The 15,347-nt window shown below is 57.5% G+C and carries 15 protein-coding genes and 1 pseudogene; 7 read left to right on the plus strand and 9 right to left on the minus strand.

Features of this window, described 5'->3' with window-relative positions; translation table 11 throughout:
* Positions 1-271: 271 nt before the first annotated feature.
* From AC1DWM_RS18080 to AC1DWM_RS18095, 4 genes are all read left to right on the plus strand, one after another.
* Complete coding sequence (locus tag AC1DWM_RS18080; protein ID WP_477795795.1) at positions 272-655, plus strand: DUF6124 family protein; 384 nt, start codon at positions 272-274, stop codon at positions 653-655.
* A gap of 35 nt (positions 656-690) precedes the next feature.
* Positions 691-939 (plus strand): hypothetical protein, encoded by a 249-nt coding sequence (locus AC1DWM_RS18085; protein WP_223518309.1) that lies wholly within the window; start codon positions 691-693, stop codon positions 937-939.
* A 319-nt stretch (positions 940-1,258) separates the two neighbouring features.
* Positions 1,259-1,951, plus strand: coding sequence for a MerR family transcriptional regulator (locus tag AC1DWM_RS18090; protein ID WP_223518311.1), 693 nt, complete (start codon positions 1,259-1,261; stop codon positions 1,949-1,951).
* Positions 1,948-2,355: a PIN-like domain-containing protein gene (locus AC1DWM_RS18095; RefSeq protein WP_223518314.1), complete on the plus strand. Its 408-nt coding sequence runs from the start codon at positions 1,948-1,950 to the stop codon at positions 2,353-2,355. The genes AC1DWM_RS18090 and AC1DWM_RS18095 overlap by 4 nt, the downstream gene beginning before the upstream one ends.
* Positions 2,356-2,423: 68 nt before the next feature.
* On the opposite strand, the gene AC1DWM_RS18100 is transcribed toward AC1DWM_RS18095, so the two are convergent.
* Entirely contained in the window at positions 2,424-3,623 is a 1,200-nt protein-coding gene (locus AC1DWM_RS18100) for a type II toxin-antitoxin system HipA family toxin (protein ID WP_477795796.1), read from the minus strand.
* Positions 3,620-3,871 (minus strand): helix-turn-helix transcriptional regulator, encoded by a 252-nt coding sequence (locus AC1DWM_RS18105; RefSeq protein WP_477795797.1) that lies wholly within the window; start codon positions 3,869-3,871, stop codon positions 3,620-3,622. Before AC1DWM_RS18105 ends, AC1DWM_RS18100 begins: the two co-directional genes overlap by 4 nt.
* A 215-nt stretch (positions 3,872-4,086) precedes the next feature.
* Here AC1DWM_RS18105 and AC1DWM_RS18110 point away from each other — a divergent pair, with 215 nt between their 5' ends.
* Positions 4,087-5,493 carry a DUF2252 domain-containing protein gene (locus AC1DWM_RS18110; protein WP_477795798.1) on the plus strand — a complete coding sequence of 469 codons (1,407 nt, stop codon included), beginning with the start codon at positions 4,087-4,089 and terminating at the stop codon, positions 5,491-5,493.
* A gap of 244 nt (positions 5,494-5,737) precedes the next feature.
* On the opposite strand, the gene AC1DWM_RS18115 is transcribed toward AC1DWM_RS18110, so the two are convergent.
* Together AC1DWM_RS18115 and pmrG are read right to left on the minus strand one after the other, a co-directional pair.
* Positions 5,738-6,595 carry a phosphatase PAP2 family protein gene (locus tag AC1DWM_RS18115; protein ID WP_477795799.1) on the minus strand — a complete coding sequence of 286 codons (858 nt, stop codon included), beginning with the start codon at positions 6,593-6,595 and terminating at the stop codon, positions 5,738-5,740.
* Positions 6,596-6,620: 25 nt separating this feature from the next.
* Entirely contained in the window at positions 6,621-7,292 is a 672-nt protein-coding gene (gene pmrG, locus AC1DWM_RS18120; RefSeq protein ID WP_223518327.1) for a lipopolysaccharide core heptose(II)-phosphate phosphatase PmrG, read from the minus strand.
* A 391-nt stretch (positions 7,293-7,683) separates the two neighbouring features.
* Between pmrG and AC1DWM_RS18125 the strand changes: the two are divergent.
* Together AC1DWM_RS18125 and AC1DWM_RS18130 are read left to right on the plus strand one after the other, a co-directional pair.
* Positions 7,684-8,562 (plus strand): annotated as a pseudogene (locus AC1DWM_RS18125) (methyl-accepting chemotaxis protein); the annotation flags it as partial.
* A 201-nt stretch (positions 8,563-8,763) separates the two neighbouring features.
* Positions 8,764-9,468, plus strand: a complete 705-nt coding sequence (locus tag AC1DWM_RS18130) for a methyl-accepting chemotaxis protein (protein ID WP_477795804.1) — start codon at positions 8,764-8,766, stop codon at positions 9,466-9,468.
* A gap of 119 nt (positions 9,469-9,587) precedes the next feature.
* Here AC1DWM_RS18130 and AC1DWM_RS18135 read toward each other — a convergent pair whose 3' ends face one another.
* The 5 genes from AC1DWM_RS18135 to AC1DWM_RS18155 all read right to left on the minus strand — a co-directional run bounded on the left by AC1DWM_RS18135 (position 9,588) and on the right by AC1DWM_RS18155 (position 15,163).
* Positions 9,588-10,007 (minus strand): type II toxin-antitoxin system VapC family toxin, encoded by a 420-nt coding sequence (locus tag AC1DWM_RS18135; protein ID WP_223518333.1) that lies wholly within the window; start codon positions 10,005-10,007, stop codon positions 9,588-9,590.
* Positions 10,004-10,249 (minus strand): FitA-like ribbon-helix-helix domain-containing protein, encoded by a 246-nt coding sequence (locus AC1DWM_RS18140; protein ID WP_223518336.1) that lies wholly within the window; start codon positions 10,247-10,249, stop codon positions 10,004-10,006. The genes AC1DWM_RS18135 and AC1DWM_RS18140 overlap by 4 nt, the downstream gene beginning before the upstream one ends.
* A 93-nt stretch (positions 10,250-10,342) precedes the next feature.
* Positions 10,343-11,716, minus strand: a complete 1,374-nt coding sequence (locus AC1DWM_RS18145; RefSeq protein WP_477795800.1) for a DUF1329 domain-containing protein — start codon at positions 11,714-11,716, stop codon at positions 10,343-10,345.
* Between the two features lie 134 nt (positions 11,717-11,850).
* Entirely contained in the window at positions 11,851-13,806 is a 1,956-nt protein-coding gene (locus AC1DWM_RS18150; protein ID WP_477795801.1) for a DUF1302 domain-containing protein, read from the minus strand.
* 70 nt (positions 13,807-13,876) lie between these two features.
* Positions 13,877-15,163, minus strand: a complete 1,287-nt coding sequence (locus AC1DWM_RS18155) for a phospholipase (protein ID WP_477795802.1) — start codon at positions 15,161-15,163, stop codon at positions 13,877-13,879.
* Positions 15,164-15,347: the final 184 nt, after the last annotated feature.

A 15,347-nucleotide genomic window follows, 5' to 3' on the forward strand; every position in this document is an offset into this window, starting at 1 on the left:
CTGGCGGAAGCGGTTCTGCGTCGATAGCCTTCAGATGTCGCTACAAAACAGCGATCGGCTTTGACAGGCTAAAAAGTGTAACCTTTCACTCCTCCTGACCGGGCGGCATGCTCACGCGCATGCAATCTTGTTATGGCGGCTGTGCGCGGGGCATCTTCGGGTGCACCGGGTTCTCACACTTCCGGTCTGTCAACCCGCGTACAGCTGCCACCCGATCCTGTTTGACAGCAGGGGATTGGTAGCTCTTATCAATAGTGTGAGGAAACTCAAAATGAAAAAAATCACTCCAAATCCACCCGAATCTGCGGCACTTCAAGATGCAGACACTCCCGATTTGACCCAACTCTCTGATACCACCGAAAGCACCGTCAGCGCTCGCCTGCGCCACCCAAAACGCCCCGATCCCATCAGCCACGTTTTCACCCTCCTCCCCGACATCGACTCCCCCACCCTGCTCGCTCACGCCTGCGAAACCCTCGCTTCGCTGAACGTCATGACCACCGACCTCGCCTGTGAACTCGAAGGCTCGCGCCGTAATGCAGCTTTGGCAATTCAGCAGTTGAGCGTACTCGCCGAGCTGTTAGTGAACCGCGCCCTGGACAACCTCGACCCGCCAGATGGACTACCTGAGGTTCCATCCGCCAGCCAACACTGAATGGTCGCGTTTGTTTACCCAATGGAGGGTTTTTCATGGATCGATACATGCCTATCACCGGCATCGACTGCACCATCGCGTCGTTGCTGATCGACACCGAAGCACCGCTGGACGTATTGCACGAAACCGCGGCTTACCGCATCCGTACCGCGACCCAATTGCTGGAGAGCATCGCGTTTGGCGAGGGTGTTCACAGCGAACTGGCGCGGGTACTGGTGACTTCGCTACGCGATGGCTGCGATTTGATGGATGTCGTCGGTCGACGATTGCCGGCACAGGTTTAGACGATGTAACGAAATGGCTGTAGCTCATCAATAACGAAAGCACCTGACGAAAACATCGCAGGTGCTTTTTTGGTTTCAACTCAGCAGATCGTTTCCAGCCAACAGACTCAGCTCACTCCTGGTCATCTTGCGGGCGAATTAAAGGACAGGCTCATCGGAAATTTCCTTCAAACCTTAACGACTCTGAGCTGATTGTGCCGATCAACCTTTAGACCTACGCTGAACCAACAAAGTGGCTGTTCGTCCACGACCGGTTGCTTGAGATCGTCCTTCCCACCAGAATCACTTCGCCGAACCACCTGCTGACAAGGAGGCCACATTGCTAACGATCAAACTGCCTAGCCGCCTTGTCGGTATTGGCTTATACACACCGGCAGAAGCCTCCCTTTACACGGGGATTCCGGCTGCCGATATTCGCCGGTGGCTATTTGGATATACCGCGCATGGTGTTCAATATCCGGGAATTTGGAACTCAGAACTGTCTGACTTGAATGAGGGCGTTCTTGGCTTTCATGACCTCCTGGAAATTCGTTTCGTCCATGCCTTCCGCCAGCACGGTGTCAGCCTGCAAGCCATCCGCAATGCCTCACAGCAAGCAAAAGAACTGTTTAACCAAGCCTATCCATTTACCTGCAAACGTTTTCAAACCGACGGCCGAAGCATTTTCGCCACCGTCCTGAGTGAAACAGGGGATGAGTCCCTTCTGGATCTGATAAAGCGTCAATATGCCTTCGAGCAGGTAATTAAACCTTCTCTATACGAGGGCATTGACTACACGGAATCAGAGGCGGCTCAGCGTTGGTACCCCGTCAAAAGCAGTAAAGCCATCGTTCTGGACCCATCTCGAAATTTTGGCAAACCCGTTCTCACAGCTGCGGGAATCGATACGGCGACGATTTTTAGCGCTTATAAAACAGAGGGAAAAGACACCAAACGGGTGGCACTTCTCTATGAAATTTCTACGGCAGCCGTTGAAGCCGCGGTGCACTTTGAGCAAAGGAACGCCGCTTGAACTTCTTGCTGGATAATAACCTTCCTCCCGCATTGGCCCGTGCATTGAATGAGTTGACTAAAGTAGAAGGCCATTCGGTATTGCCACTGCGAGATAAATTTCCGCAAAACACCACCGACGTTGACTGGATTTCAGTGCTGAGTAACGAAGGCGGCTGGGCGGTAATCTCACAAGATAAATTTACAAAGGGCGATATAGAAAAACGAGCGTTTCGCGAATCTGGACTACCCGTTTTTTGCCTGGCCAAGCATTGGGGAAATGAGTCCTATTGGAACAAGGCTCATAACTTGGTGCGTTGGTGGCCTGCAATCACCGCTCAAGCGAATCTGATCAGAGGCGGTGCCACGATCCGCGTACCGTGGAAGTTTCCTGCCCATGGGAAATTTGATCAGATAAAGATTTAACGCTCGCCATTCGCTTAAATGATTGCCGTTGAGAAGCCTCCTCGCCCCCTTTCACTCCTAGAAACAGCTTACCCAAACGTCAGCACAAATGGCGCAGCCGCTCGTTGAATGGCACTAACAACATGAGGGGCCCGTTCTCGATGCTGCGGATAGCGGTCAAGCACGACCTCCAGCGCCGCTAACAATTTCTGGATACGCGCTCTCGGCTGTTCGATCTCACACGTTTGTGCAAACTCCAGTAAGCCTTGGCGGGAGGCAAACAGTGACTTGTTACCCACCAGATCCAGAGCCAAAACATCTTCCGGGATATAGGCCGTGGTGTTGACGATATCGTAGGCCGGTGCCAGATGTGCATCACGCTGCGTAGGCTCCGAGTAAAGCAGGCCAAAGTTTTTCAGGTGAGCGTCACCGTTTCCAACAATGCAGCTCAAGGCGACGCTATCGAAGAGTTGATCGAGAGAGGATCGCTGGTGTTTTGCCGGACAAAAAAGCCGTACCACCTTAGCAATGGCCGCGTAACTTTTACTGTATTTCTGATCGGCCGAAAGCCCCATCAATGCTGCCATGTCCTCGAAACCAATCGGGTTTAGCTGATCGTCTCGGTCAAAGCGTCGCATGACAAACAACTGCGCGTTATCAGACAGAAAAAACTCCGGGACAGGAATACCCGCTTCCTTGGCAATGGACATGCAAAGAAACTCATTGAGCGCCAGCCCAGGGAACTCCTCCCGACCACTTTTGATGATCAAATCAGAGGTTTTCGAGGTGACTCGCGGCAAATCAGTTTCCTGCTGTTCAGGTACCAACACCTTGGGCTGAACACCTGAAATGCCTGCGCGAAGAATGTAACGATCAAGCAGGTCAGCGAAGATATCTTCGGTACCGTCCCACGTCAGAATCTCTTCGAGCTTTTCCCCTGGAAACCGCTGTTCAGCAAGTAAAATATCGACCGTTTCGGAGCGTACCTGGACCCGTCCAATGGGCGAACTGCTACCGGAAAGCGCCAGCAATAGCATTGGGTCGACATTAACGGTTTTAGCCAAACGATTACGCAATTGCTCCAGGACATAACCTTCCGGCAGGTTCATCTGGAAAATCGGATGCAAGTCGCGTCGACGGAACTCGTCTGGTCGCACAGGCATCGACAAGCTGATCGCCATGGCAGGCAATGCATCTTCGTCATAACGAAACAGGAAATCCTCGGCACTGGTAAGGACTCTGCCGCTATTGCCCTCTGGGGTGCTGACGCTGAGAGAAGTCATTTTCATTCGAACAGATCCCCAAGCTCTTCAAGTGTCGGCATCGCCGCCGGAATGACCGATAGCTCACAATCCAGCGCAGCTAGAATTCGCGCAAAAGCGATCATCCCGACGCTAAGGGTGCCTTTTTCTACCGCAATGACTTTATGTCGTGTCAGCCCCGCGAGTTCGGCGAGCTGGACTTGCGTCAGGCCACGAATAATACGTTTTTCGCGTATTTGCTTGCCAAGACGGGAGATGATCAGCGAGTAATCCATGTGCCGTTACCGTAACATTTATAGCCAAATGTATCGCATACATAACATTCAAGCTAATCAGAATTGCTGGTTCCGGATTTTCTTGCTTATTTGCCTCCCCCAACACTCCCCTTCATCAGTCACCCCATCACCGATCAAACCCTTCGCATAACCACCCAAACCCCTTCTACACTCAGCTCGAAGTCACCTCCTGACGCCGATCAAAAAGAGCCCTCATGACCACCCTCGAAGACCGTTTGAAGCAAGGCAAGGATGCTCGCAAAAACTGCTCGCGCAGTGCTCAGGCGGTCATGGGTAAAGTAACGCGTGATCCGCTGCCGCTGATCAAGCGGTCCAGTGAGGGCCGGATCAAGTCGCTGGTCGAGTTACGGTATGGCCGCATGCTCGTGTCGCCGTTCGCCTTCTATCGCGGTAACGCCTTGCTGCAAGCCCATGATCTGGCCGCCACACCCGACATGGGTCTGGTATCGACGATCTGTGGCGATTGCCATCTGATGAATTTCGGCGGTTTTGCCACACCCGAGCGCAATCTGCTGTTCAGCGTGAATGACTTCGACGAAGCCCACCCCGGCCCTTGGGAATGGGACCTGAAACGCCTGGCGGCGAGTTTCATGGTGGCGGCCCGGGACCTGCGCCACGGCGAGACGGTGGAAGAAACGGTCTGCCGCCAAGTTGTGGGCGCCTATCAGGAAACCATGCTGGAGTGCGCCCAACAAAGCGAGCTGGATAACTGGTACGAGTCCATCAGTTACGATGACTTGCTCAAGCAGGCGAGCAAAAGCACGCTGGAGCATGTGGAGCGCGCCATCGAAAAAGCCGAACGGCGTACGCATGCCGAACTGCTGCCGAAAATCAGCGAACGTCACGCGAAAGGTCATCTGGTCATTCGCGATGATCTGCCGGAAATTTTCCACTTGCACAAAAACACCACTCTGCTGGATGCCGACGATGACTGGCTGCGCCTTTCGGACTGGCGCCCGCTGTACGACACGTTCATGAGCGACTACCGAACCACGCTGCAAGCTGACCGTCGTGAGTTACTGTCACGTTTTCACGTTCACGACATGGCGTTCAAAGTGGTGGGCGTAGGCAGTGTCGGCACGCGTTGCCTGGTGGCGTTGCTAACGGATGAACAGGAATTCCCGCTGTTCGTGCAATTCAAGGAAGCACGGCGTTCGGTGCTCGCCGATTACGTGAAGGCGAAATCACGTGTTCGACATAACGGTCAGCGAGTGGTCGATGGTCAGCGGCTGATGCAATCGGCCAGTGATCTGTTCCTTGGCTGGACCACCGGTCCCGGCGGTCGACACTTTTACGTGCGCCAGTTGCGCGACATGAAGATTTCGGCCGAACTGGAAACCTTCGACGCCGAAGCGTTTGCGGCCTACGCACGCTTGTGTGGCCGCGCCCTCGCCCGTGCCCATGCCAAATCATCCGGGCACGCCTCGCAGATCAGCGGGTACATCGGCAAGAGCGATGCATTGGCGCAGGCGCTGGTCAAGTATGCCAAAAGCTATACCGACCAGAATGACCACGACTACGAGAGATTCCAGCAAGCCTGCCGCAAGGGCCAGTTACGCGCGCGTTCGGAGGCTGACTTTGCGGCGGATCATTTGCCGTAAACGCACTGGCCCGCGGGCGTTCATCTACATGAACTTTTCTTCACCCCGTTGCGGTTCAACAATCGGTACATTGCTCTCGCTCATTCAAGAAACTACAGTTTGCCCGCCTTCCCGCGGGCTTTTTTTTGCCTGAAAGAATGGTCAACGTTTCACTGGCTGTTTTTCACACGGGGGGCAGGTGGTGCAGCGTCCAACGTGGCGGTCAGGTCCGGTGATACCGAACCTGCCGCGACGCTGAAAGTGCTCAAGACAATGAGGCTGGGGCGACAGGCTTACTACGTTGTGAATCTGTAACGGCGTTCGGTTGCCCAGCCTTTTTCAGCACCGGCACGTCCAGCCTTACCCGCCCGTAAAACGCCAGGGCCGTCAGCAAGCACGCCAGCCAGACAAAGATCCCGGCCCAGAGGGTGTGGGACATGTAGTGCCAGCCTTGCAGAACACGTGTTGTGCCGTAGATGAAACCGAGCAGCAACGAGCCCCACAGCACGGCTTTGGAATAGCGCCACTGGTAGCGGCGCGCAACAAAGTACAGCGCGAGCATGGTGAACCCGCCCGACGCATGCCCACCCGGCCAGCAGCGACCGTCGCCGGCTTCACGGAACAGCTGGAAGTTGTTGTACCACTCCATGTGGGCAATCTTGCCACCGTAGATCGTCGTTTCAACCGGGCAGTACACGCTGGTGTGCGCCTTGAGGAAATGGATCACGCCGGTGCAAACGGCAAATGCCACCACCACAAAGATAAAGTCACGGCGATGGTCATAGGTAAACCGCAGCACGGGGGCGGCTTTGATCCGCTCCAGAAATTGACCGATACGCGGGCGCTTTTGCGGGTTGACCAGTGGCCAGACAAACGAAAGCAACATGCCGATCAAGGCGATTTCAGCGGTCCAGTTGGGAATGATGCGTGCCCACTTGTGGGTGACTTTCTCGAAGAGGTGAACCTGGTCGAGCGGGAAGGTCTGGGTGACCGGATCAAAAAAAAGATTGTTGAAGGCGATGTCGATGGTGGTCATGTCGAACATCAGGAAAACCGCGGCCGCGCAGGCTAGCGCAATACCGAAGTTCACCCAGTAAAAGCGGTGTCGGGAAAAATTCAGCATTGTATGTCCTGATCCAGAGGAAAATTCATTCGGTGGTCACCGTGTGCCAGTCGGAGGCGTCAATGAAGCCCAGCATGTGTGCCGCTTGAGGCGTTGGCGCGGTGATAAACAACGAGGCGCCGTAACCCAGAGTTGAGGTTGGCAACTTGAGGTCCTTTTCGAGTTGTGTCATGCATTCACTGTGGGTCACCAAAATCAGATTGCGGCCCGCTACTTTATGCGCCAAAGCATCACGCAACATAGTGCCCTTGCAACTGATTAGCCAGTCCTCACCGACGCTTGCCTTGCTGAACATAAAATTGGCGGTCTGCACAGCACGCAGGATCGGGCTGTTGTAAATGTCAGCCTTGCTCAGCCCGAGGCGCTGGAACTGCGCGCCCACACTGGCCGCGACGCTTCGGGAGCGCTCGGTGATGCCATCGCTGCCCGCCAGGCAAGGGGCTGGGGAGTGATCGCAACGTTCGACATGGCGAACCAGCACGATCATGTCGCCCTTGGCCCAGCCGTCCGCTAACGCCTTGGCGCCCGCGACATTGCCATGGGCCAGGTCCGGCACGGCGGCGGGTTGCAACAGCCATACCGTCAACGGGATCACCAACAGCGCAGAAGCCAGTACCACCGCCACATTGCGTGTGCGGGCATAGCGGCTCAAATCAATCGAGCGTTTTATCCCGAGTAGATTCAGTCGTAATTCCACATCAAGCCGCCTCGCCGGCACGTACCGCTCTCATTAAATCCTGAGAGTAGCGAGGCGTGCGTCGGCAACCGGTGAACGTAATGTGAAAAAAAGCTTAAACCCGCGCAAAGTCTTGTTACAGGTTCCGCCCTACAAAATCCTTTCAGCTCTCGCAAATGCGGCCGATACAGACCTGCTACCTACCTTGCTGGCTCCCAAAAACAACAATCTTCCAGCCAATCGATGATCAAGAAGCTCAACGTTCCTGGAGGAATTGATGAATAACTGGTTCGGCAATATCAGCGTGAACATGAAACTGGGCCTGGGATTCGGCCTGGTCCTGGCTCTGACCTGCATCCTGGCCCTGACGGGCTGGACGAGCCTGGGCAGCTTGATTGACCGCAGCAACTGGATGAACGACATCACCCAGCTCAACGCCGGCCTGACCAAGCTGCGTGTGGTGCGCCTGCAATACATGCTGACCAATGGCGACGAAACCGCCGCGCAGAACGTACAGACCACCCTCGACGCCTTCTCGGCCCAGCAACAAGCATTGCTGTCGACATTCAAGAGCCCGGAAAACCTCAAGCGGCTTAAAGAGCAAGGCACCGTCATTGCGGCGTACCAGAGCTCGCTGAACAAAATGCGCAGCGCCTACCGCACCGGCAACAGCGCCCGCGACACCATGGGCGCCAATGCTGAAACCGCCAGCTCGCTGATCGAAGCCATCAGCAGCCGCGTGCAGCAAATGCCACTGAGCGATCAGCGCTTCGAGCAATTCCAGGCCATCACCGCCGCCAAGGAAGCGTTCATCCTGGCCCGCTACGAAGTGCGCGGCTACACCGCCACCACCAACGCCGAGACCGAGCAAAAAGCCGTCGGCCAACTGGACGCGGCGATTGCCAGCCTCAAACCACTCAACACGCAGTTCGCCGAGACTCAGCAAGACGCCTTGCGTCAGCTGGAAACCGCGCTGGTCAACTACCGCAGCGCCTTGCAGTCGTATAAAGCGGCCAACGCCGATGCAGTGCAAGCGCGCAAGGAGATGACCGACCAGGGAGCCGCCATCGTGACACTGAGCGATCAGCTGTATCAGATTCAGCTCGACCGCCGCGACGCCGAGAGCGCCCAGGCCCGCACTCTGCAATTGATCAGCACCGTGCTCGCGTTGCTGGTCGGCGTAATTGCCGCTGTGATCATCACCCGTCAAATCACCGGCCCGATTCGCGACACCTTGGCCGTGGTGGACCGCATCGCCAGCGGCGACCTGTCTCACGACGTCAAAGTCACTCGCCGTGACGAACTGGGTGTGTTGCAGCAAGGTATCGCGCGCATGGGCGTGACCCTGCGCGACCTGATCAGCGGCATCCGCGACGGCGTCACCCAGATCGCCAGCGCGGCTGAAGAGTTGTCCGCCGTGACCGAGCAAACCAGCGCTGGCGTAAACAGCCAGAAGGTCGAGACCGATCAGGTCGCCACCGCCATGCACGAAATGACTGCCACCGTGCAGGAAGTCGCGCGCAACGCCGAAGAAGCCTCACAAGCCGCTGCTGCCGCAGACGGTGAAGCTCGTGAAGGCGACAAAGTGGTCAACGAAGCCATCGCCCAGATCGAACGCCTGGCCAGCGAAGTGGTGCGTTCCACCGAAGCCATGAGCGTGCTGCAAAAGGAAAGCGACAAGATCGGTAGCGTGATGGACGTGATCAAAGCCGTCGCCGAGCAGACCAACTTGCTGGCGCTCAACGCCGCGATTGAAGCCGCGCGTGCCGGTGAAGCCGGACGTGGTTTTGCGGTGGTGGCTGATGAGGTTCGTGGTTTGGCCCAACGCACGCAGAAATCCACCGAAGAAATCGAAGGCCTGGTGGCCGCTCTACAGAACGGCACGCAGCAAGTGTCGGCGGTGATGAACAACAGCCGCACCCTTACGGACAGCAGCGTCGCGCTGACCCGCAAGGCGGGTGTTTCACTGGAAAACATCACCCGGACGGTGTCCAACATTCAGTCGATGAACCAGCAGATCGCCGCCGCTGCCGAACAGCAAAGCGCCGTGGCCGAAGAGATCAGCCGCAGCATCATCAACGTGCGCGACGTGTCCGAACAGACCGCCGCCGCCAGCGACGAAACTGCTGCGTCCAGTGTTGAACTGGCACGGTTGGGTAATCAGTTGCAGATGATGGTCAGCCATTTCCGCGTTTGATGTCGTATCAGCGCTGAGTCAACGTTCCAATCGCGAGCAGGCTCGCTCCCACAGGTACCGTGATTAATCTGTGGGAGCGAGCCTGCTCGCGAATGCGATCTACCTGCCTGCGAAGATGCTCAGGCCTCCCACGGATTGATCACCTCAACCCCGGAAAACTCGAAGTCCCGAACATTGCGGGTGGCTATCGAAGCCCCATGGCTTCGGCAAATAGCGGCAATTTGCGCATCTGCCATTGAAACCGATCGCCCCTTTGCTTCAGCACCTGCAGCCAGCGTCGCGTATTCGACGGCGGCATGAGCGTCAAATGGGAAAATCCTGCCGGCAAAGTCCTCTTCGAACATGGCCATCGCATGAGACTCCAGTTTCTGTTTGCGCTTGCCAAACGGGAGTCGCGCGATACCGTGAAGAATTTCCGCCACGGTAATTGCGCTGATTGCCAGATCCATCGCCGGTTGAGCATCGACCCAATCCAACACATTTGCATCGGGCTCGACTCGCATGAACTCAGAAAGAACATTGGTATCGAGCACTATCATTCGGAGAAATCCACCGCGGTCGCTTTATCCTGCCGCGAAGGCAGATTGAGCTCTATCCCGCCGCTCGTAGAGAAACGCTGGCGGATCCGGCTACCCAGACCTCCAGCGCGATCAATCGTAGCCAATGCCCGCCCCAGAATCAGCCGAGCCTCTTCTTCCATGGAATGTCCGTTATGAGCAGCTGTGATACGTAACTGCTCCTTGAGTTGATCATCGAGGTTTCGAATAGTGATGCTGGCCATGATGCCTCCTGCAATCAATGAAATCATTGATTGAGGCTAGCACATTCTGTCTTGTCAAAACCTGACAAACTGCCAAGCGGCCAATGGCACCACTCACCGCGTCCCGCGCTGGCGCAATGCCGACGGCATGAAATACGCGTCTTCCGGCACCGGTTGGGCGAAGTCCACGGTGGCCGGCTCTTCGTTGTCCAGGTTCTGTACGTAGTAACGACGCGCCTGCAAGTCATGGAAAACGTCCAGCGCACTCCAGGTGGTGGGCAGGTCGTAGAAGTTTTTCAGATAGGCCATCGACACCCGCCACAACTCCCCTCGCCCGTCATATTGATCCACCAATGCGGCGCCCCAACTGTCCTCGTCCAGAAATAGCACGCGCTTGGAATAGATATGCCGCGAGCCCGGCTTGAGCGTGCCTTCGACCACCCAGACCCGATGTAGCTCATAACGGGTGAATTGTGGGTTGAGGTGACCCGGTGTGAGCAACTGCGCGTACTTCACCTCCGGGCTACCGACTTTATAGTTGTTGTAGGGAATGTAGACCTCTTGCTTGCCCTTGAGCTTCCAGTCGTAGCGGTCTGGCGAGCCGTTGAACAGGTCGGTATCGTCCGCCGTGCGCAGGCCGTCGGATGAGGCGATCGGCGTGTCATACGCAAGGTTCGGCGCCCGGCGCACACGGCGTTGGCCGGCGTCGTAGACCCAGGCCTGACGCGGGTCCTTGAGCTGGTCCAGGGTCTCATGAATCAACGCCGCACCACCGGCCAGTCGGGCCGGGCTCTTCACGAACGCCAAGTAGTAAAACAGGATGTTTTTCAAGTCGACAAACTGCCCGCCCGGGCGGTAATAGTTGAAGAGCCCCTCCTGCTGCGAGGTCACGAGCGCGAAGCTGCCGTTGCGCTGTACCGGCGCTTCGGAAGCACGACGGACCACATAGATGCCGCGATAACGGGTGATGTGGTTCCACAGCGCCTCGACCCCATCCTTGGGTACCGGGAACGGCACGCCGCCATAGGCATCGGCAAAACCGGTCCCGCCGTCGAGCAGCTTGGCCGAAGTCGCGTTTTTCAAGGTGTTGTCATACAGCCACTGCGGCGCCGAGCCCGAACGACGGCTGGTGTACACCGGCATCTGGAAGGTCTCGGGGTAGCTGTTGAACAGGGCGATCTGACCCGGGCTGAGGTGGGTTTTGTACTGCTCAAGGTTGGCTTTGGTGATAGTGAACAGCGGCTTGTCCGCCGCGTACGGGTCGGGGTGATGCTGACCCGGCTTGTAGCCTGCCGGCGCCTGGGTGATACCGCCGGCCCAGGCCGGGATGGTTCCGCCGGCGTTGCCGGCACGCTCTGCCCCCAGCGGTGTCAGCGTGGTTTTCAATTGCTCGGCTTGCTGGGGCGTGATGGCGGCCAGCACGTTGCTGGCGGCCAGGCTCAAGACGAGCGCCAGCGAGATCTTGGTCAGTCGTGAAGTGTGAAACATGATCGTTCTCCGAAATACAAAAACCTGTGGGAGCGAGCCTGCTCGCGATAGCGGCGCGTCAGGCGACATCTATGCTGAATGTGCTGCCCTCATCACGAGTAGGCTCGCTCCCACACAGGGTCTGCGTGTAGCAATCAAAGGAAGTACTTGAGGTTGAAGCCGACGTTGTCGCGGTCACGCAGGCCGTTGTCCTGCCCACCGCCGTAGAATTCGGTGTATTGCAGCTCGGCCTCCAACTTGTTCTGGTAGTTGGCCTTGATCCCCAAGGTGTAGGCCTTGCGACCGTCGATGGTGTTGCCCGCCTGATAGCTGTTGCCCTTGAAGTCGTCCTTGTAGACGACGTAGGGCGAGACGTTGACCCCGGCATACACGTCGTTCCAGGTGCCGTTGACCATCGCGGTGTAGCTGTAGGAGTCGCGGTTGACCTGGTCGCTACGACGGCCGCCGGACACATAGGAAAAGTTACCGGTGCCAGCGAAGTAACGGGTACTGCCGTCATAAGCGGTGTACTGCAGGTTACTGCCGCGCAGGTGCTCGGACACCAGCTCGAACACGCCGAACATCGAGTCGAACGACAGGCGCGGACCAAAGTTGTAAATGGTGCCCAGGGAGGTGTTGAACGCTTCCACCCGCTCAGCGTTGTTGATCTGGCTGTCGAGCGTGACTTGCTGCCCGCCGATGTTGATGCTCTGACCGCCTGCCAATGCGGCAGCGCCGTTGGCCAGATCGCCGATCAGGTCATTGGTGGCGGCGACCCCTATGGGCAGGTTCGGCCGATAGGCCACTTCCCCGAACACCGACGCCTGGCCCAGGGTGGTGTTGAAACTGAAGCCGTACATGCGGATGTCTTCGGCGTAGCGACGATGAGCCTGAATATTGCCCAGCACATCCACGGTCGCCAGGCCGTTGGCCAGTTGCCCCGCCTGACTACCGGCAACACCGGTCAGCAGGTTGGTCAGGGCATTCATGTCGATGCCCTGGTACCCCCCCAGATCGGCGGAGACAGTCGGTTCCTTGGCGTGGTAGTTGACCATGTACAACCCGAACTCGGTGCTGTTGAGTTCTTCTGCGACATAGCGAAAGGCGAAACCGAACTGGCCGTCATTGCGCGCGTTGTAATCCTTGCCGACTGTTGCCACCTTGACGATATTGCCGAAGGTCGGGGTCACCCCGTTGGCATAAAGGCCGGTGGTGCTCAGGGCCTGGTTGAGCGAGGGGTTGTTGCCCAGCGCGCTGTACAGGCCAATCACGTTGCCGAAGCCAGGTACCGGGGTGTCCAGCGCGGTATCGGTAAAGTTGTTGTAGCCGGTGTTGCCGCCGTCGGCGAACAGGTCCGTTTGCGAGTAGAAAGTACCTACCGGGTCGATGCGGGTTTCCTTCCAGTTCGTCTGATAAAAGCTTTCCATGGTCAGGGTGTCGGTCAGGCCGATGTTGAAGCTCAGCGCTTCCACCGGTACCAGCACTTCCTTGACTTCGGCGCCGGGCAAACGGTACTTGGCCGCGTCCACCGGGTTGGTGGTGTTGATCCCGCCCCGGTAAAAAATTCCCTCGCCCCAGTTGAACACCTGGCGCCCCAGACGTGCCGTGACCGGCATCTGTGCGACGTCCCAGTTGCCATAGACGTAGGCGTCGAGCATCTCCACCCGGCTACCGGCGATATCGCGGGTCTGGTCAGTGAAGTGGTCGTCTTGCGGGAAACTCTGGCTCGGTTGCGACGGGTTGTTGTTGCGGTAGTAATCGTTGCGCTTGTCCATCAATTGGGTGTCATAGAACGCGGTGCCGCGCATGAACATCCCGTAGTTCTGATAGTTGGCCTCAAGCTCCGAGGTGATCTTGTACACCTCGGAAACCAGCCCGGTGTCGAAGTTGCGATTGCCGTCGTTGGTGTTGATGTCGTCGTTGTTCTTGTCCCGGCCCTGGACCCGCCACAAGCGACCATAGGACAAGGTACTGTCGAAAGAACCGGTGACCTGATTGTCCAGCACGCTGAACTCCTCGGCCTGCACGCCGTCGACCGCGCACAGTTGCAGCAGTCCTGCCAGGCCGACGCCGGGGAGCGCCACGCCAGACAGGCGAAATCGAGTGCTCATGATCTGTTCCTCTTCCCTGGTTTTATTGTTTTTATGGTTTCGGTATGAGTGGGCAATGTTGCCGCGATGGCTATGGCGCCAACCCCGCACTGACATAAATCCGGCTGTGCGCGCCGAAATGCCCCAGCAGTTTGAACAGCTGTTGGTTAAGTACCGGATGGTCGAAGTCTTCGTGTTGCACCTGGTTACCGGCGCTGAAATCGCTGGTGATCGCAGCCGTGTCCAGCCACTGCCCGATAGCTTCATCAAACGCTGCGGACTCGTCGGCGGACTCGGCACTCACCACCTCGCGCAGGTAGTCCACCGAGTACGGTGGGTAACTGGCGTCTTGTGCGTGATAGGCATAAGCCTCGAGCATCGGATGGGCCTGGCCGGCGCGCAGCAGGCGACGAAGCCAGGTCGCCTGATATTTCTCCACTTCCATGTGCCGGGTCGCGACCCGTTCGATGGCCGCATGCTTATCGGCGTCGAAGCCGACCAACGCCTTGCTTTCCAGCAGCAGCAGGCTTGCCAGTTCGACGCCCGGCAGCGGCTTGGCGTGATAAGGCTGAGTCAGGTCCTGAACGTGGTGCAGGCCCCATCCGAGAAAACGATAGCCCCAGTAAGAATGGCCAGTGGCAAACGCCAGTCGCGCCAACCCCATGTACTGGTACGCGCGCCAGTGCGGCCAGCTGCGCTGAAGAAATCCGGCAGCGGCATACACCACCGCACTTTCATGGAAGAACCCCATATGGAACGGCGCCTGGGAGCTGTACTGAAACCGGGCATCGCCGAAAGGCTGCGGGCCGAAGCCGTACAACGCGCCCACCAAGCCTGGGTTGTCGCTGAACAGGTTGATGTCGTGGCCGTAATCAGGCTCATCGGCGGCGCTGGCCAACACGGCCAGGGGCGCTACTTTTTCACCGTCAGCCACGCGGATGAAACGCTGGCGATTCCACGGCGACAGGGTCTGCTCAACCATGACCTGCTCGGCCTTGAGGTGTTCACGTTCGGGTAAATCCTTGCCCGGCAGCGGCTGGATGACCATCGCCAGATGAATCCGGGGATTGATCCGTAACGCGGTGAGGAAGTCTTGCCGCAGACTGTCCCCTGGCACGGCTGGCAGTCGCAGTCTGTCGGGGCGCGACGGGTACTGGTCGAAGTGCTCACGAGCGAAGCGTTCCTGCTCGTCCAGCAGCGCGGACACGGCTTGGTATTGCTGCGCGAGAAACTGCYCCAGCGGCTCGACTTCAACCTGCGGGGCTGCGCGCAAGGCCGGCAAATCCTGCAACGCCAGGTAGCTGCCGACCGTATGGTTGGACCAACCCCACGCCATCGGAGCCGTTCCACAAAGCAGCAGGAGGAATGTCAGCTTCATTGCTTTTGGTTCTTATTGGATGTGCTGTGGGGATTGAGCCTAACAACCGACCCTGTCCCTGACACTGTCCAATCTCACCAGAAAAGTTCTCCGATAGCGCCACATCAGATTGCATGAAAACACCACCGATCCCTGTAGGAGCCGAGCTTGCTCGCGATAGCGGTGTGTCAGCCAACAGTAATGC

The organism is Pseudomonas sp. P4_C8, assembly GCF_056401975.1.